At 61.0% G+C, this 16,514-nt stretch carries 17 protein-coding genes and 1 pseudogene; 11 read left to right on the top strand and 7 right to left on the bottom strand.

All coding sequences use genetic code 11. The annotated features are described in order from the left end of the window. Positions 1–8: 8 nt before the first annotated feature. The 6 genes from NN484_RS04260 (at position 9) to NN484_RS04285 (ending at position 6,318) form a co-directional block, all read left to right on the top strand. Positions 9–527 carry an RNA polymerase sigma factor gene (locus tag NN484_RS04260; RefSeq protein ID WP_215500777.1) on the top strand — a complete coding sequence of 173 codons (519 nt, stop codon included), beginning with the start codon at positions 9–11 and terminating at the stop codon, positions 525–527. After that, positions 524–1,495 carry a FecR domain-containing protein gene (locus NN484_RS04265; protein ID WP_274658632.1) on the top strand — a complete coding sequence of 324 codons (972 nt, stop codon included), beginning with the start codon at positions 524–526 and terminating at the stop codon, positions 1,493–1,495. Before NN484_RS04260 ends, NN484_RS04265 begins: the two co-directional genes overlap by 4 nt. Before the next feature lie 244 nt (positions 1,496–1,739). Beyond that, positions 1,740–4,178 carry a TonB-dependent siderophore receptor gene (locus NN484_RS04270; RefSeq protein WP_215500712.1) on the top strand — a complete coding sequence of 813 codons (2,439 nt, stop codon included), beginning with the start codon at positions 1,740–1,742 and terminating at the stop codon, positions 4,176–4,178. Between the two features lie 74 nt (positions 4,179–4,252). Beyond that, on the top strand, positions 4,253–5,377 hold the full coding sequence (locus tag NN484_RS04275; RefSeq protein ID WP_274658633.1) for a PepSY-associated TM helix domain-containing protein: 1,125 nt from the start codon (positions 4,253–4,255) through the stop codon (positions 5,375–5,377). Next, positions 5,374–5,553 (top strand): hypothetical protein, encoded by a 180-nt coding sequence (locus NN484_RS04280; protein ID WP_274658634.1) that lies wholly within the window; start codon positions 5,374–5,376, stop codon positions 5,551–5,553. Before NN484_RS04275 ends, NN484_RS04280 begins: the two co-directional genes overlap by 4 nt. Before the next feature lie 135 nt (positions 5,554–5,688). Then, positions 5,689–6,318 carry a glutathione S-transferase gene (locus tag NN484_RS04285; protein ID WP_274658635.1) on the top strand — a complete coding sequence of 210 codons (630 nt, stop codon included), beginning with the start codon at positions 5,689–5,691 and terminating at the stop codon, positions 6,316–6,318. A 181-nt stretch (positions 6,319–6,499) separates the two neighbouring features. Here the strand turns inward: NN484_RS04285 and creD are convergent, their stop codons facing one another. From creD to rloA2, 4 genes are all read right to left on the bottom strand, one after another. Continuing rightward, the gene (creD, locus tag NN484_RS04290; RefSeq protein ID WP_215500709.1) at positions 6,500–7,870 is read right to left on the bottom strand and encodes a cell envelope integrity protein CreD; all 1,371 of its coding nucleotides are present in this window, start codon (positions 7,868–7,870) and stop codon (positions 6,500–6,502) included. A 169-nt stretch (positions 7,871–8,039) separates the two neighbouring features. Then, positions 8,040–9,458 carry a two-component system sensor histidine kinase CreC gene (creC, locus tag NN484_RS04295; RefSeq protein WP_274658636.1) on the bottom strand — a complete coding sequence of 473 codons (1,419 nt, stop codon included), beginning with the start codon at positions 9,456–9,458 and terminating at the stop codon, positions 8,040–8,042. After that, positions 9,458–10,138, bottom strand: coding sequence for a two-component system response regulator CreB (gene creB, locus NN484_RS04300; protein WP_127647825.1), 681 nt, complete (start codon positions 10,136–10,138; stop codon positions 9,458–9,460). Before creB ends, creC begins: the two co-directional genes overlap by 1 nt. Positions 10,139–10,205: 67 nt before the next feature. Continuing rightward, positions 10,206–10,709, bottom strand: a complete 504-nt coding sequence (gene rloA2, locus NN484_RS04305; RefSeq protein ID WP_274658637.1) for a retropepsin-like aspartic peptidase RloA2 — start codon at positions 10,707–10,709, stop codon at positions 10,206–10,208. 339 nt (positions 10,710–11,048) lie between these two features. Between rloA2 and NN484_RS04310 the strand changes: the two genes are divergently transcribed. Next, positions 11,049–11,936 carry a 1-acylglycerol-3-phosphate O-acyltransferase, YihG family gene (locus NN484_RS04310; RefSeq protein ID WP_215500705.1) on the top strand — a complete coding sequence of 296 codons (888 nt, stop codon included), beginning with the start codon at positions 11,049–11,051 and terminating at the stop codon, positions 11,934–11,936. Position 11,937: 1 nt separating this feature from the next. Here the strand turns inward: NN484_RS04310 and NN484_RS04315 are convergent, their stop codons facing one another. Then, positions 11,938–12,495 (bottom strand): DUF2780 domain-containing protein, encoded by a 558-nt coding sequence (locus NN484_RS04315; RefSeq protein ID WP_127647828.1) that lies wholly within the window; start codon positions 12,493–12,495, stop codon positions 11,938–11,940. 217 nt (positions 12,496–12,712) lie between these two features. Between NN484_RS04315 and NN484_RS04320 the strand changes: the two genes are divergently transcribed. From NN484_RS04320 to NN484_RS04330, 3 genes are all read left to right on the top strand, one after another. Beyond that, complete coding sequence (locus NN484_RS04320) at positions 12,713–13,279, top strand: RNA polymerase sigma factor (protein WP_274659275.1); 567 nt, start codon at positions 12,713–12,715, stop codon at positions 13,277–13,279. Then, on the top strand, positions 13,276–13,950 hold the full coding sequence (locus tag NN484_RS04325) for an anti-sigma factor (RefSeq protein ID WP_215500704.1): 675 nt from the start codon (positions 13,276–13,278) through the stop codon (positions 13,948–13,950). Before NN484_RS04320 ends, NN484_RS04325 begins: the two co-directional genes overlap by 4 nt. Positions 13,951–14,159: 209 nt before the next feature. Next, complete coding sequence (locus tag NN484_RS04330) at positions 14,160–14,555, top strand: hypothetical protein (protein ID WP_274658638.1); 396 nt, start codon at positions 14,160–14,162, stop codon at positions 14,553–14,555. 23 nt (positions 14,556–14,578) lie between these two features. Here the strand turns inward: NN484_RS04330 and NN484_RS04335 are convergent. After that, positions 14,579–14,778, bottom strand: a pseudogene (locus NN484_RS04335) (formyltetrahydrofolate deformylase); the annotation flags it as partial. Positions 14,779–14,945: 167 nt separating this feature from the next. Between NN484_RS04335 and NN484_RS04340 the strand changes: the two are divergent. After that, positions 14,946–15,158: a cold-shock protein gene (locus NN484_RS04340; protein ID WP_127647832.1), complete on the top strand. Its 213-nt coding sequence runs from the start codon at positions 14,946–14,948 to the stop codon at positions 15,156–15,158. A gap of 68 nt (positions 15,159–15,226) precedes the next feature. Here NN484_RS04340 and fdhA read toward each other — a convergent pair whose 3' ends face one another. Next, a complete protein-coding gene (fdhA, locus tag NN484_RS04345) occupies positions 15,227–16,426 on the bottom strand; it encodes a formaldehyde dehydrogenase, glutathione-independent (RefSeq protein ID WP_215500701.1) in 1,200 nt (399 codons plus the stop codon). Positions 16,427–16,514: the final 88 nt, after the last annotated feature.

A 16,514-nucleotide genomic window follows, 5' to 3' on the forward strand; every position in this document is an offset into this window, starting at 1 on the left:
TGCGTCTGGTGTCGTCAGTCCCAAGCCCTCACAGTGAACTCGTCGGTGCGTTGTATCGCGACCATCGCGGTTGGCTGCTGAGCTGGTTGCGACGCAATGTGGCATGCCCACAGCGAGCCGAAGACCTGAGCCAGGACACCTTCGTGCGTCTGCTCGGCCGCGATGAACTGCTGACACCGCGCGAACCCCGGGCATTTCTGGTGGCGATCGCCAAAGGCCTGCTGTTCGACTACTTCCGTCGCGCCGCGCTGGAACAGGCCTACCTCGCCGAATTGATGCTGATCCCCGAAGGCGAACAACCTTCGGTGGAAGAACAGCAACTGATCCTCGAAGACCTCAAAGCCATCGACCGTCTGCTCGGCAAACTGTCGACCAAGGCCCGCGCCGCTTTCCTTTATAACCGCATCGACGGCCTCGGCCATGCCGAAATCGCCGAGAAGCTCGGCGTCTCGGTGCCGCGAGTGCGGCAGTACCTCGCGCAGGGGATTCGCCAGTGCTACGTCGCCCTCTACGGTGAGCCGACATGAGCCCGGCCAGTTCCAAGCCGGTCTCGGCCCAGGTGCTGGACGCGGCGATTGCCTGGCAGTTGTCGCTGGATTCCGGCAGTCCGCTTGAGCGCGAAGAGTTCGCCAAATGGCATGCAGCCCATGAAGAGCACGCCCGGGCCTGGCGCCAGTTGGGCATGCTCGATCAGCGTTTCAGCGTGGCCAACGGTCCGGCCCGCAGCGCCTTGCTGCAATCACGCGAAGGCATTCGTCGTCGGGTGCGCAAGCTGGGCAGTGGTCTGGCAAGCCTTGTCGCGGTGGTCGGTCTGGCGCTGCTGGTCGGTGATCGCTACCTGCCGCTGGATTACTGGCTCGCCGATCAACGCACCGCGACGGGCGAGCAACGCACAGTGCGTCTGGCCGACGGCACCCTGCTCAACCTCAACACCCACAGCGCAGTGGATGTGCGGTTCGACGCCAGACAACGGCTGATCGTCCTGCAGGAAGGCGAGATTCTGGTAGAGACCGGCCATGGCGATGCACGGCCCTTCATCGTCGAGACCCGCGAAGGCAGCATGCGCGCGCTGGGTACGCGGTTTCTGGTCAAGCGCGAGGAGCAAGGCACACGCCTGAGCGTGTTGCAATCGGCCGTCGCCGCGCATCCGCAAAACCACCCGCAAGAGCAGATCCTGCGCGAAGGCCAGCAAGTGCTGATTCGCAATGACGGCCTCGACAGCGTCGCCACCCTCACGCCCGGCGCCGATGCCTGGACCCGCGGCATGCTGGTGGTGGATAACGCGCGGCTGGAAGACCTGGTGCATGAGCTGGGACGCTACCGCCGCGGGTATCTGGGCGTGGCCCCGGAAGTCGCCGACCTGCGCATTACCGGCAGCTTCCCGCTGCACGACACCGACAAGGCCTTGAGCGCCCTGCTGCCGACCCTGCCAGTGCAGATCGAGCAGCACACGCCGTATTGGGTCACGGTGGCGAAGGCTGATACCAAACCTTAAGAAATTCGTTGTCGGGAATATAGCTATCGCGAGCAGGCTCACTCCTATGGTTGGAATGCGTTCCGCTGTAGGACTGAGCCTGCTCGCGATAGGGCCACCCGCCGCACTCGAAAATCCAGGCGTGCCATCCAAATCGGCCGCCCACTTTCAGTTAATCGAAATTAGTTTCATCCAGCCCTATCACTTTTCAATTCTCGTCCGGCACACAGGCAATTGAGAAATATTTCCATTCAGGAGCCTTCGCATGTCCCGTTCGCTAGACACCTTGTTGCGCCCCAGTCTGTTGGCTGCGGCCATCGCCCTCGGCGCACCGCTGCTCAGCAGCCCGTTGCTCGCTGCTGAACAGGCTTCCAGCGTGCGCGCCTACAACCTGCCGGCTGCTTCGTTGTCGACCACGCTGAACCAGATCGCCAGCCAGGGCGGCCTCGCGTTGTCGCTGAACCCGTCGCTGGCCGCCGGCAAGACCTCGGCGCCGGTCAACGGTCAGTACGACGCCGCTGGCGCTCTGCGCGCGGCGCTGCAAGGCACCGGTCTGCAACTGGAACAAAGCAGCACCGGCACCTACACCCTGGTGGCGGTGCCGGAAGGGACACTGGCGTTGCCGGAAACGGCGGTGATCGGTGTGGAAAATTATGAAACGGCCTGGGGCCCGGTCGAAGGCTACACCGCCACCCGCACCGCCGCCGGCAGCAAGACCGACACCGCGCTGGTCGAAGCCCCGCGCTCGATCTCCGTCGCCACCCGTCAGCAAATGGACGACCGCAGCGTGCACAGCCTTGATGACGCCGTGCGCTACATGCCGGGCATCACCGCCAGCAGCTACGGTAGCGACACCCGCGCCGACTGGCTGCGCGTGCGCGGCTTCGAACCGACCCAGTTCCTCGATGGCCTGCCGCTGCCAAAAGGCGTGTACGCCAACCCGAAACAGGAGACCTGGAACCTCGATCGCCTCGCCCTGCTGCGCGGCCCGGCCTCTTCCGTTTACGGTCAGACCCCGCCGGGCGGCCTGCTGGACATGGTCAGCCGTCGCCCGAGCGCCGACGCCAGCAGCGAAATCCAGCTGCAGTACGGCAGCGACAACCATCGCCAGATCAACTTCGCCAGCACCGGCAAGATCGACGACGCCGGGCAGTTTCTCTACGGCATCAGCGGTGTGGTGCGGGACAGCGACACGCAGATCGATCACATCGAAAACAAGCGCTACAACATCGCGCCGAGCCTGACCTGGAACATCAACGACGACACCAGACTCACCCTGCTGAGCCAGTTCACCCGCGACGATACCGGTGTCACCAGCCAGTTCTACCCGATCCAGGGCACCAAGATCGACATGCCGTTCGGCAAGATTTCCCATCACAAGAATCTGGGCGATCCTGACTACGACTTCTACGACCGCACCTACTACGCGCTCGGCTATGCCTTTGAGCATCGCCTCAACGACGTCTGGCAGTTCAAGCAGAACCTGCGCTACACCAAGTCGGACCTGTCGTTCCAGACCGTGACCGTCAACAGTTACAACCCGTCGTTTGCCGGTTTCACCGTTGACGATCAGGGCAATGTCGGGCGTGGCACCACCAACGTCGATGAAGACATCAGCCAGTTCGCCGTGGACAACAACTTCCAGGCCGACTTCGCCACAGGTGACATTCGCCATACGCTGCTGCTCGGTCTGGATCACCAGCGCAGCAACACTAACTACACGTCGATTTTCGGCACCGCGCCGGACATCAACGTCAACAACCCGATCTACGGCCAGCCGATCACTCGTCCGCCGCGCTCCTCGGCCTTCTACGACTATGACCAGAAGACTTACCAGACCGGCCTGTACGTGCAGGATCAGATGGCCCTCGACCAATGGCGCCTGACCCTGGGCGGTCGTGAAGACTGGGTGCACACCAGTACCCGCTTCATCAACAAGGGCGATGCCACCAACACCCAGCGCGACAAGGCCTTCAGCGGCAATGCAGCGCTCAGCTATGTGTTCGATTCGGGCTTCGTGCCATACCTGTCGTACGCCGAATCCTTCCAGCCCACCGCCGGCGCCGACGCCACGTCCACCGGTTCGCTCAAGCCGACCGAAGGCAAGCAGTGGGAACTGGGCATCAAGTACCAGCCGCCAGGCAGCAAGACCTTGCTGAGCGCCGCGGTGTATGACCTGACCCAGAAGAACGTCTCGATGAACACCATCGTCAACAACGTAACGATCACCAGTCAGGCCGGTGAAGTGAAGGTCAAAGGCCTGGAGCTGGAAGCGGTCTCGGACGTCACCGATAACCTTAAAGTCATCGCCGCCTACACCCTGGCCAAGTCCGAAGTGCAGAAAGGCGTGGACAAGGGCAACCGCCTGCAACTGATGCCCAACCAGCAAGCGTCGCTGTGGACCGACTACACCTGGCACAGCGGCGTACTCGACGGCTTCGGTGTCGGCGGTGGTGTGCGTTACACCGGCAACACTTACGGCGACAAGGCCAACACCTGGCTGGGCAAGGCAGACGCCTACACCGTGTTCGACGCCTCGGTGCATTACGACCTCGGCCGCCTCGATAACAGCCTCAAAGGGGCATCGGTCGCGGTCAACGCCACCAACCTGTTCGACAAGGACTACATCTCCACCTGCGACGGTTTCTACTGCTACTACGGCGACCAGCGCAGTGTCGTCGCCAGCGCCACTTACAAGTGGTAAGCGCGTGAGCTGAAACAAGTCCTGTCACCAGGCCGTCCCCCGTGGGCGGCTTCGGTGTTTTTGAAGGTCATGAAATGAAAAGTAAAACAATCCGCCGCTGGTCGTTCATCCACACCTGGACCAGCCTGATCTGCACCGTGTTTTTGCTGCTGCTGGCATTGACCGGCCTGCCGCTGATCTTCCATCACGAGATCGAGCATCTGCTCGGTGACGCGCCGCAGCTACGCGAGATGCCGGCTGACACGCCGCACCTGAACCTGGCGCAACTGGTGGAGGCCGCAGAAAACCATCGCCCCGGCGACGTGGTGCAGTACTTCGGTTTCGAGGACGACGAGCCCAACGCCGTGCTGACGATCATGGCGAAAACCGCCGGTACCGAACCGAACGCCTCGCACACCTTCATGCTCGACGCGCGCACCGGTGAAGCGCTGGAAACCCCGTCGGCCAATGGCGGCCTGATGCTGTTCATTCTGCGCCTGCACGTCGACATGTTTGCCGGACTGCCGGGCAAGTTGCTGCTGGCGTTCATGGGTTTGCTGTTTGTAGTCGCGATCATCTCGGGCACGGTGCTGTATCTACCGTTCATGCGCCGGTTGCAGTTCGGCACCGTGCGCCAGGACAAGTCCACCCGCCTGCGCTGGCTCGATCTGCACAACCTGATCGGCGTCGTTACGCTGACCTGGGCGCTGGTGGTCGGTGTGACCGGAGTGATCAGCGCCTGCGCCGACCTGATCATCGCCGCGTGGCGCAATGACTCGCTGACCGCGATGGTCGCGCCGTACCGCGATGCGCCACCCCTCACCCAACTGGCCCCCGCTACTCGCCTGCTGGACATCGCCCGGGACGTCGCACCGGGGATGAACCCGGACTTCATCGCCTTCCCCGGTACGCGGTTTTCCAGCGAGCATCATTACGCGGTGTTCATGAAGGGCGGCACCCACCTGACCTCACACCTGCTGACGCCGGTGCTGATCGATGCCAGCACTCTGCAAGTCACCGCTGTGGCCGAGCGCCCGTGGTACATGGACGCCATGGGCCTGTCGCAGCCGCTGCACTTCGGTGACTACGGCGGCATGCCGATGAAAATCCTCTGGGCGACCCTCGACGTGCTGACGATCATCGTGCTCGGCAGTGGCGTGTATCTCTGGGTGGTGCGGCGTAAAGCGGCGAAACCGCTGCCGACGGAGGCTGCTGCATGAAGCCGCGCCAGTCGAATTTCTGGAAGGTCTTCAGCACCCCGCTGGTGATTGCGCTGCTGAGTGTGGCCGGGTTGTTTTCGGCGCTGTTGGGGGATGGGGTGTGGGATGCGTTGAGCTGGGTCGGGCTGGGTGTCCCGGCATTTCTGGCCATAAGAGGTTTGTTGCCGCGAAGCTGAAGATCCCTGTAGGAGCTGCGGAACGCTGCGATCTTTTGACCTTGATGCTTTTTTAAGATCAAGATCAAAAGATCGCAGCGTTCCGCAGCTCCTACGGCTAACCTGCTGTTCTTCGATGACCACCGAGGTTTGACAATGTCCGCCCCCAGCATGACCCTGTTTCACAACACGCTTTCCCCGTTCGTGCGCAAAGTGATGGTGCTGTTGCACGAGACCGGCCAGCAGGATCGCGTCGCCCTGCAAGACTGCGTCCTCACCCCGATCAACCCTCATACGGCACTCAACGCCGACAACCCGCTGGGCAAGATCCCGGCCCTGCGCCTGGCCGACGGCAGCGTCATCCATGACAGCCGCGTGATCCTCGAATACCTCGACCAGCAGCATGTCGGCAACCCGCTGATCCCCCGCGAAGGCTCGGCCCGCTGGCGGCGCCTGACCCTGGCCTCGATGGCCGACGGGATCATGGACGCCTCGGTGACGGTGCGTTACGAACTCGTGCTGCGCGCCCCGGAAAAGCACTGGGACGAGTGGCTCGACGCCCAGCGTGACAAGATCCGGCGCGCCCTGGCCTTTCTGGAAAGTGACGCCATCGCCGAGCTGACCAGTCATTTCGACGTGGCGGCAATCAGCGTGGCGTGCGCGCTGGGTTACATCGATCTGCGCCACCCGGATCTGGACTGGCGCACCGCCAATCCGCAACTGGCCAACTGGTATTTCGAAGTGAGCCAGCGACCGTCCATGGTCGCGACCATGCCCAAGCCTTAGTTTTTTATTGCCTGTTCCGGCCTCTTCGCGAGCAAGCTCGCTCCCACATTGGAATGCGTACTCCTGTGGGAGCGAACTTGCTCGCGAATGCACCCGCTCGGTTTCACTGGCAGAAACCCGATAATCTGCGTCACCAACTCATCCTTCCAGCTCTGATCCTCACGCAACCCCAGCAACCCGCTCATTGCATCGCCCCCACATCAAACTCCAGCGGCTTGGCTGATTTCTGCCCGATCCCATACCAGTCGAGTTTGCGCGTCAGCACCATGAACACACCGAGCAAGCCAAACAGCAGCAGCGAACCCATCAGCAACGCGTAATCCTCAGCGCTCAGCAAGCCATACAGCAGGCCATACAACGCTGCCAATCCCGCAGAAAAACTCAGACCATGGCGCACGCTGTGCAGCACATGGCACACATAAAACCCGATCAGCAATACACAGCCACTGGCCGACAGCAGATACGCCAGGGCAAAACCGATGTGTTCCGACAGCGACAGCAACAACAAGTAGAAGAACGCCAACGCGACACCGACCAGCGCGTATTGCACCGGGTGCACCGCGAGGCTCTTGAGCACTTCGAACAGGAAGAAACCGGCGAACGTCAGGACGATGAACAGCAGTGCATATTTGATTGCCCGATCACTCTTCAGGTACTGATCCACCGGGTCGATGAAACTCACGCCAAAACTGCGTCCGTTGAACGCCTCGCAGTCATTGCCCATGACGCAACGGTTCATGGCTTCTTGCAAGTTGGTGGAGAAAAACGAGGTCTGCCAATCGGCGCTGAAACCCTGATCACTGATCTCGCGCTTGCCCGGCAGAAAGTTGCCGATGAAGCTTGGGTGCGGCCAGTTGGCGGCGAGGCTGACGTGGCTGGTCTTGCCCACCGGCAATACTTGCAACGAACCGGTGCCTTGCAGCCGCAGGTCGAAGCCGAAGGCCAGTTCCGTGGCTTTGCGGGTATCCAGCGCCGGCAGCGTGACTCGCACACCTTCGCCGAGCCAGCCCACCTGAGTACCAGGCACGAAGTCCAGGCGCTGGCCGTCGAGCTCCAGTTTCAGCGCGTTTTCGATGCCGCGAATGTCGCTGATACCCACCGCCAGAAACGGCGCATCAAACTGGTAATCGGCGAAGTCTTCCTTGATGCCCAACTGCGCCGGCAACGAGAAATGCCCAGTGATGCGATTGTCGGCATGGAACAGCCGCGCCTCGTAGATGCCTCGGGCGCGCAGTTCGGTTTGCACTTGCCCGTCGAGCTCAAAGCGCCCCGGCAAAAAATACAGACGACCGCGTTCTTCGCCGAGCTCTTCATAACGCTTATTGGTTTTCTCGTTGGTCTTCCAGGTGCGCACCACCTTGCGATACGGCACCACCATCACCGGCCCGCTCAGTTGCTGGCTGTAGCTGGAACTGCGCGCGATGTCTTCCAGCACGCCGTCGCGCAGTTGCTGGCGCTCGTCGATGATGCCGTCGATCATCAGCAGTGGTATCAGCAACAGCAGGATCAGCAGGGCGATGGCCCCGAGCTTTATGGTCAGATTCTTGTTCATGGGACTCTCCCTGTTTGGATGGGCAGAGTCTGTTTGGGCTGTGTGAGAGGAATATGGGGCGATTGTGGAGTTTGTGTGGAAAGATCAAAAGATCGCAGCCTTCGGCAGCTCCTACATGAGATTGCGTTCCCTTGTAAGAGCTACCGAAGGCTGCGATCTTTCTACGGTATCAAGGCAGGCGCAAAATCACTTCCACGCCGCTCTCGACGTTGCGGATATGCATCGACCCACCATGTAACTTCACCACTTCCTCAACGAAGTTGAGTCCAAGCCCGGTGCTTTTACGCCCACTGTCCGGACGCGGCAGCGAGTAAAACCGCTCACTCAGACGCGGCAAGGCGTACTCGGGAATCGGCGCCGCTTCATTGAACAGGCGGAACTCGACCTGCTCCCCGACACGCTCGGCACTGAAGCGCAGCAGCCCGGCGACCGGGGTGAAATCCAGTGCATTGTCCAGCAGGTTGCCCAGCGCCTGACGCAGCAGAAACGGTTCGCCGATCAGCAACAGATCCGGCGCAATCGTCTGCTCGACCTTAAGCCGTCGGCCTTCGATTCGCGCCGCCTGCGCCCGGAGTAATTCATCGACCAGCGCCGCCAGCGGCACCGCCACACGCTCTTCAAGCCCCTGACGCTGCTCCACCTGCGCCAGGTTCAGCAGCCGCTCGATCAACTGCTGCATCCGCGCGCTTTCACTGTCGATGTTGCCGACGAAGCGCAGGCGCTGGATGGGGGGCATGTCACCCTGCAGCAACTCCGCCGCACCGCGAATCGCCGCCAGCGGACTTTTCAATTCATGGGTCAGGGTGTGCACGTAACGCTCGACGTAGGCCTTGCCCTCCAGTTGGGTGCGCATCTGCTCCACCGCCGTGGCCAGTTGTTCCAGCTCACCGCCACGGTAATGCGGCACTTCGACCCGGCGCCCCTCACTCACGGCCTGGGCGTAGCCGGTCAAACGGTGCAGCGCGCGACTCAGCCACCATGACAACAAGGCGCCGAACAGCAATCCCAGGCCGATCAGCCCGGCGCCGTAAAACAACAAGCGCCGCTCGGTGCGATCGACGTAAGGCTGCAATGAACTGTTGGGCTTGGCCACGGTGACCACGCCGATGATCCGGCCGTTGTCGCGGATCGGTGCACCGACGTGCATCACCGAAGAGTTCGCATCATTCGGATCGCTGCGGCTCGACCGAGCGCCGTACTCACCACGCAGGGTCAGGTAGACATCGTTCCAGCGCGAGTAATCCTGACCGACCGCCACCCCGCTGGAGTCCAGCACCACGATGCCTTTGGCGTCGGTGACGTAGATGCGGTGGTTGACCTGGTTTTTCGGCAATCCCCAGATCGTCGCCTGCGGCTGACGCTCGCCATAGGCACGCAGCAATTCTGGCCAGCGGTTCTCGCTGAGTGTGCCGGCCTTGAAATCATCCCGGAGGATTTCCGCCATCAGGTTGGCGGTGTCGACCAGGGTTTCTTCGGTGGACTGGCGCACACCCGGGCGGATTTCTTCCATCACCGTGTTGAGCACGAAGTAGCCGGTCAGGCCGACAAACAGCACATACACCAGAAAGATCCGCAGCCCCAGCGACATCAGCTGTGCCCCGGGCTGTAGCTGTAGCCGAGGCCGCGATGGGTCTGGATCGGCTCGGCGTCGGCACGCACCAGACGCAGTTTGGCGCGCACGCTTTTGATGTGGCTGTCGATGCTGCGCTCGTAACCGGCGTCGGCGGCAACGCCCAGTGCGTCGAGCAATTGCTCGCGGCTGAACACACGCTGCGGTTGTTCGAGCAGGCATTGCAGCAGACGGAATTCGTGGCGGGTCAGGCTCAGTGGCTGGCCCCGATAGGTGATCAGCACACGCTCGGGATCGATGCGAAACACGGCCGAAGCGGTTTCCACCGCAGGACGCGGGGCCATACGCTTGAGAATTGCCCGCACCCGCGCCGCGACTTCCCGTGGGCTGAACGGCTTGACCACGTAGTCGTCAGCACCGATCTCCAGTCCCACCACCCGGTCGATCTCGGCGTCCCGGGCACTGAGGAACAGCACCGGCACTTCACTGAAGCGCCGCAGCTGTTTGCAGGTTTCGAAACCGCTGATGTCCGGCAGACCGATGTCGAGGATGATCAGATCCGCCGGGGTCTGCCGTTGATGCTCCAGCGCCGCCGCGCCGAGGCTCAGCCACGTGGTGGCGAACCCCTCGCCCTGCAGGGCAAAAATCAGCGTGTCGGCAATCGCCGCTTCGTCTTCGACAATCAGGATATGAGGCATGGCGTCCGAGCCCATGGGTTAAGTGCGCGAACGGTGCCCCAAGCCTGACGTTACGTCAATGAGACCACTAGCAGTCCGGCTTGTCGGCGGTGAAACGCCGCGCCGGGTTTACTGCTGCGCCGAACTCGCGCAAGGCCTTGGCACCGATCAACAGCGGGTAGTTGAAGTTGCTGCGATCGGTCAGGTTGACCTCCACGGTACGCTTGACGTTGCCCAGACACAGCTCCAGATCGACCACCGGGCGCTTGGCGACTTCGCTGCTGTCGCTTTCGTCTTCCTCATCCGAACGGCTCTTGATCTTGCTGATCCGCGCGATCTTGTGTTCGTAGACCTTGTTGCTGGCGTCCTTGGTGGCGAGGCGGAAACGCACCCAGTTTTCACCGTCACGGGTGAAGGTTTCGATGTCCTTGGCCGACAGCGAGGCGGTCAGTGCGCCGGTGTCCATTTTGGCCTTGAGCACTTCACCGCCGATTTCCGGCAGCGCAATGTATTCGTAGCGCCCGTACAGGGTCGGCTCGGCGGCCATGACCGGCAGGGCGACGAGGGCAAACAGTGCAAGGAGAGATTTCACGTAAGGGGCTTCCTTGGAAAATGAGGGCTCAACGCCGAATTCTAGACCGCGAAAAAACACGATAGTTGGTTTACCGCCAACCTTTGTGGCGAGGGAGCTTGCTCCCGCTCGACGACGCAGTCGGCGTAAAAACCAGCCTGCATGTTTCGCCTGACACACCGAGGTGAATGGATTTGGGGCCGCTTCGCAGCCCAGCGGGAGCAAGCTCCCTCGCGTCAGGGTGGTGCGTAATCATTCAAAGCATACCGGCCCAAAAGTGAAACATTCGTCAGCCCCGATTTGGCCTGTCGTCCGAAGCCACTTATCATGGCGCGCCCATCCGCCTTCATAGAGTTGCTTATGCGCCGCCTGCTCACCGGCTGTTTCGTCACCCTGCTGCTGTTGCTCAACACCCTGATCCTGATCGGGCCGTTGATGGTCTTTGCTCTGCTCAAGCTGATCGCGCCCGGGCGCTGGCGCGATTACGCGTCGTGGGCGGTGATGTGGATCGCCGAGACCTGGGCCGAAATCGACAAGCTGATCTTTCGCCTGTGCATCCCCACCCAATGGGACATTCGCGGCGGCGAAGACCTGCGCGGTGACACCTCGTATCTGGTGGTCAGCAACCACCAGTCGTGGGTCGACATCCCGGCGCTGATCCAGACCCTCAACCGGCGCACGCCGTTCTTCAAGTTCTTCCTCAAGAAAGAGCTGATCTGGGTGCCGTTCCTGGGCCTGGCGTGGTGGGCGCTGGATTACCCGTTCATGAAGCGCTACACCAAGGCGTTCCTGGCCAAGCACCCGGAACTGGCGGGCAAGGATCTGGAAATCACCAGACAGGCCTGCGAGTTGTTCAAGCGTCAGCCAGTGACGGTGGTCAACTATCTGGAAGGTACCCGCTACACTGCGGCGAAAAGCGCGCAGCAGCAGTCACCGTTCAAGCACCTGCTCAAGCCCAAGGCTGGCGGCGTGGCATTTGTTCTGGCGGCGATGGGGGAGCAGTTGGACGCCATCCTCGACGTGACCGTGGTTTATCCACAGCAGACGATTCCGGGGTTCTGGGATCTGATCAGCGGTAGCGTGCCGCGGGTGATCGTCGACATCAAGACCCGCGAACTCGACCCGGCGCTGTCACAGGGTGATTACGAGAACGATCCGGTGTTTCGCGAGCAGGTCCAGAGCTGGGTCAACCAGCTCTGGACCGAGAAGGATCAGCGCATCACCGAACTGCGCGGCGAGCGCGGCTGAATCAGCTACCGGTGCCGGCGCCCCAGATGCTGCCCAGGCTCTGCAGCAGCGGGCCGCCGACGCCTTGATCACCCAGATACTTGAGAAGCACCGGAGCAAACTGACCGACCATGCCACTGTCCATGCCCAACGCACCGAAGGCGTTGTTCAGGTCGCTGGTATTTTTGACGTTGCCCAGTGCATTTTCCAGCCCGGCCGACTTGCCCGACGAGCCCAGCAAACCGCTCAACGCAGCCAGATTGCCACTGCCGCCCGACAGCTTGTCGATGCCCGGCACTTCTTTGGCCAACTGCGAATAATCGGTGCTGCTCAATTGGTTCTTGGCCAAACCAAGCATGGCGCTGGTGCCACCGACGGCTTGCTGAGGCGTAACACCGAGACCGGTCACGGCTTGCAGCAAACCGGCGGTTTCCGAGGTCGGCGCAGCAGCGGCAGCCTTGTCGCCGCCCTGCATGCCCGAAACCGCACCGGCGACATCGTTCAAGCTGAAACCGGCGAACACCGGACCGGCCGCCAGAGTCATCAGTGAAGCCAAGGCAATACCGCGTGAAATCTTCATTCAGACATCCTCTTGCGCTGTGGTAACCGCCCTTCAATAGGCGGCGAAACTGCCGGTTTGACCGGGTATCCGCTGGCATGTTCCTCGCCGGCGCATCCATTTTCAGGAAAGCCACGTCTATAAAACGTGAAACCGCGGATAACCCGAGATGAATGGCACAAGCGCTGCCGCTGAACTAGCCTGAGAACAGCCCGAGCAGCGCCCTCGTCGCCCGTCTATTGTCTGGAGAACCGTCATTTCCACCGCCGACACCGATCAGTTGCGCCAGCTGTTGGCCCAGTGTTCACTGGGCGACCGGCGTGCGTTCGAAATCCTCTATCGCAGCGTCGGCCCGCGCTTGCACGGTGTCGCCCTGCGATTCATGGGCCGGGCGGATCTGGCCGAGGAAGTGCTGCAGGAAAGCTTCGTGCGCATCTGGAACAACGCCTCGCGCTACGAAGCTCATTTGTCCGCGCCGCTGACCTGGATGATCACCATCACCCGCCACCAGGCCATCGACCAATTGCGCAAGCATCGCGACCGGCCGCTGACGGAGGTCGAACAGGACGCTCTTGCAGACGAAGGCCCTTCGGCGCTTGAGCTGTTGAACAGCAGCCGTGAGGCCAGCGCGCTGCACCGCTGCCTCGACACCCTCGACGGCCAGCAGCGCCAATCGATCACCGTCGCCTATTTTCAGGGGCTATCCTGCGCGGAACTGGCCGACCACCTAGCCGCACCACTGGGCTCGGTAAAATCATGGATTCGCCGCGGCATGGAACGTCTGCGCAGGTGCCTTGAATCATGAACTACCAGACCCCTGCCCTGCGCCGCGCCCTCGCGGCCGATTACGCCATCGGCCTGATGTCCTCGGCGGCGCGTCGGCGTTTTGAACAGTTGCTGCTGGACGATGCCGCACTTCGCGCGGAACTCGCGCACTGGCAGCACAGCCTCGCCAGCCTGACCGATCCGATACCGGAGCAGCCAGTGCCGGAACACGTCTGGCAAGGCATCACCGCGCGGATCGAACCGCAAGTACTGCATGTCCCCGAAAAACGCCCGTTCTGGAACTGGCTGCGAATCACCGCCGCAGTCTGTTCGATCGTGGTGCTGGTGTTCCTCGGCTCGCTGTACAACCGCGACGACGCCCGCTACCACGCCACCCTGCTGACCGCAGACGCGCAACCAGCGCTGAAGGTCGAGGCGCATGCGGATTATCTGCAAGTCGAGCCGTTGACATTGGCGGCCGTTGATGCGGATCGTAGCCTGGAGTTGTGGGCGATTCCGGCGGATGGCAAACCGATCTCGCTGGGGGTGATTCCGGTGGGAGGCAAAGGCAAGGTTGAGTTGAACGAGGCGCAGCAAGCCTTGATCGGTAAACCGATCGCGCTGGCGGTAAGTCTTGAGCCTAAAGGTGGTTCGCCGACCGGGCAGCCGACAGGGCCGGTTCTCTATCAGGGTGCTTTAGCAGCCCTCTAATGCAAAGATCAAAAGATCGCAGCCTTCGGCAGCTCCTACATAAATCCCGTGTAGGAGCTGCCGAAGGCTGCGATCTTTTAGGTTCTTTAGTTGCAAGCCAGCGAATCGATATTTCGAAATGAACTATAAACCTGTCAGATCTGACAGTAGGAAGTTTTTTGTTGTGCTTGAACAATTGGCACTCCAGAAAATGTAACGGAGTACACAACATGTTGAAGAAACTTACCGCTGGCGCTTTGATTACTTTGGCTCTCTCGACTACTGCCTATGCGAGCACCTGTCCACCTGCCAGTTCTTTCACGAAGAAAAATGATGGCACATTTGAGGTGAGTGGACCGACCAAGAAGCTGACTGTCGACGTTGACCCTGCGAGCACCAGCGAGAGTGCTGCGCAAGCGCTCAAATTTACTGCGGCACGCATCAAGGATAAAGACAGCAATGACGCCAGAGTCGTCTGCCAGTACGAAGACGGCAAAATGAAACCGGATATTGGGGCATCGCTCGTCTGGCCAACGGGAAAACCAACTGCCGGCGACGGTGGCAATTGGCAAGGCGATGATTGCGCCACCAAAGACGGTGACGTTCAAAAGTGCGCGTTCAAATAACGTACGCAAGGTTGAACATCTACAAAAAAAGGCAGCCCATGGCTGCCTTTCCCAAGCTTGAGATCCGGATGGTTGGACACCACCGCGATGTACATCAACAACTGGTCGGTGCGCGGGCGATAGAGCAGGCCGTTGAGGCAGTGATCGGCCAAGGACACCATGCTCACCACGTTCGCCGGTAGTTCGGCGCGGTCATTTCAAAGTCCATGCCGAGCGCCTGTCCTCACTCGACGAGATCGGGTGCAGAAGGTCGTAGGTGACGGTAAGCCTTGAGCCCAAAACAGGATTGCAGACCGGGCATCCGACTAGGCCGGTTCTCTATCAAAGGGCATTGGCCCCTATCTGAATTTTTTAGGCGTTTAACCAATCTATCAAATGGGAATCACGGGCATGGCAAACAGACAAACCGGTACGGTCAAATGGTTTAGCGAAGAAAAAGGCTTTGGTTTCATTACTCCAGCTGGCGGCGGCGATGATCTTTTTGTCCATTTCAAGGCTATTGAGATTGATGGAGACAAAACTCTCGAAGAAGGGCAAACGGTTTCATTCGTAGCCGAGAGGGGACAAAAAGGAATGCAAGCAGCCCAAGTTCGCCCTGAATGATCCCTGGTCATAAAAAACCAAACAGAAACGGCACCTTAGCGGTGCCGTTTTTTCATCTTGGTTAAGCATTACGCCGCACTAAACAACTTATGCGGATCAATCACAAACTTCTTCGGCACACCGGCATCGAACTCGCCGTACCCTTCCGGCGCCTGATCGAGGCTGATCACCTGCACGCCCACCACTTCGGCGATGTTGATGCGGTCCCACATGATGGCCTGCATCAGTTGGCGGTTGTACTTCATCACCGGGGTCTGGCCAGTGTGGAAGCTGTGGGATTTGGCCCAGCCCAGACCGAAGCGGATGCTCAGGCTGCCCATTTTCGCGGCAGCGTCGACAGCGCCCGGGTCTTCGGTCACGTACAGGCCCGGAATACCGATCTTGCCGGCTACGCGCACCACGCCCATCAGCGAGTTGAGCACGGTGGCCGGGGCCTCGGCTTTCACCCCGTCATGGCCGTGACCACGGGCTTCGAAGCCCACGCAGTCCACTGCACAATCGACTTCCGGTTCGCCCAGCAGTGCGGCGATCTGTTCGTGCAGCGGGGTGTCTTGCGACAGGTCGACCACTTCAAAACCCTGGGCCTTGGCGTGAGCCAGGCGGATGGTGTTGACGTCGCCGATGATCACCACCGCCGCGCCCAGCAGACGTGCGGAAGCGGCTGCGGCCAGACCGACCGGGCCGGCGCCCGCGATGTAAACGGTGCTGCCCGGGCCGACGCCTGCAGTGACCGCACCGTGATAGCCGGTCGGCAGAATGTCGGAGAGGCAGGTCAGGTCACGGATTTTCTCCATGGCCTTGTCGCGATCCGGCAGTTTCAGCAGGTTGAAGTCGGCGTACGGCACCAGCACGTACTCGGCCTGGCCGCCGGTCCAGTCGCCCATGTCGACGTAACCGTAGGCACCGCCGGCACGGGCCGGGTTGACGGTCAGGCAGACGCCGGTGTGTTGCTCCTTGCAGGAACGGCAGCGCCCGCAAGCCACGTTGAACGGCACTGAGACCAGGTCGCCGATTTTCAGGTTCTCGACATCGGAACCCTTTTCGATCACTTCGCCGGTGATTTCATGCCCCAGCACCAGACCGGTCTGCGCCGTTGTACGGCCGCGCACCATGTGCTGGTCAGAGCCACAAATGTTGGTGGACACCACACGCAGGATCACACCGTGTTCGATCTTCCTGCCGCGCGGGTCCTGCATTTTCGGATAGTCGATTTTCTGCACTTCGACCTTGCCAGCGCCGAGATACACCACACCACGATTGCCAGACATGCTTTCACCTCGCTGTTGTTTTTATGGAACCGCGTTGCCCAGGCAGGCAGCGCGTTAAGTGCTCGGTAAATCAAAAGATCGCAGCCTT

It is taken from the genome of Pseudomonas serboccidentalis, from assembly GCF_028830055.1.
Taxonomy (GTDB): domain Bacteria; phylum Pseudomonadota; class Gammaproteobacteria; order Pseudomonadales; family Pseudomonadaceae; genus Aquipseudomonas; species Aquipseudomonas serboccidentalis.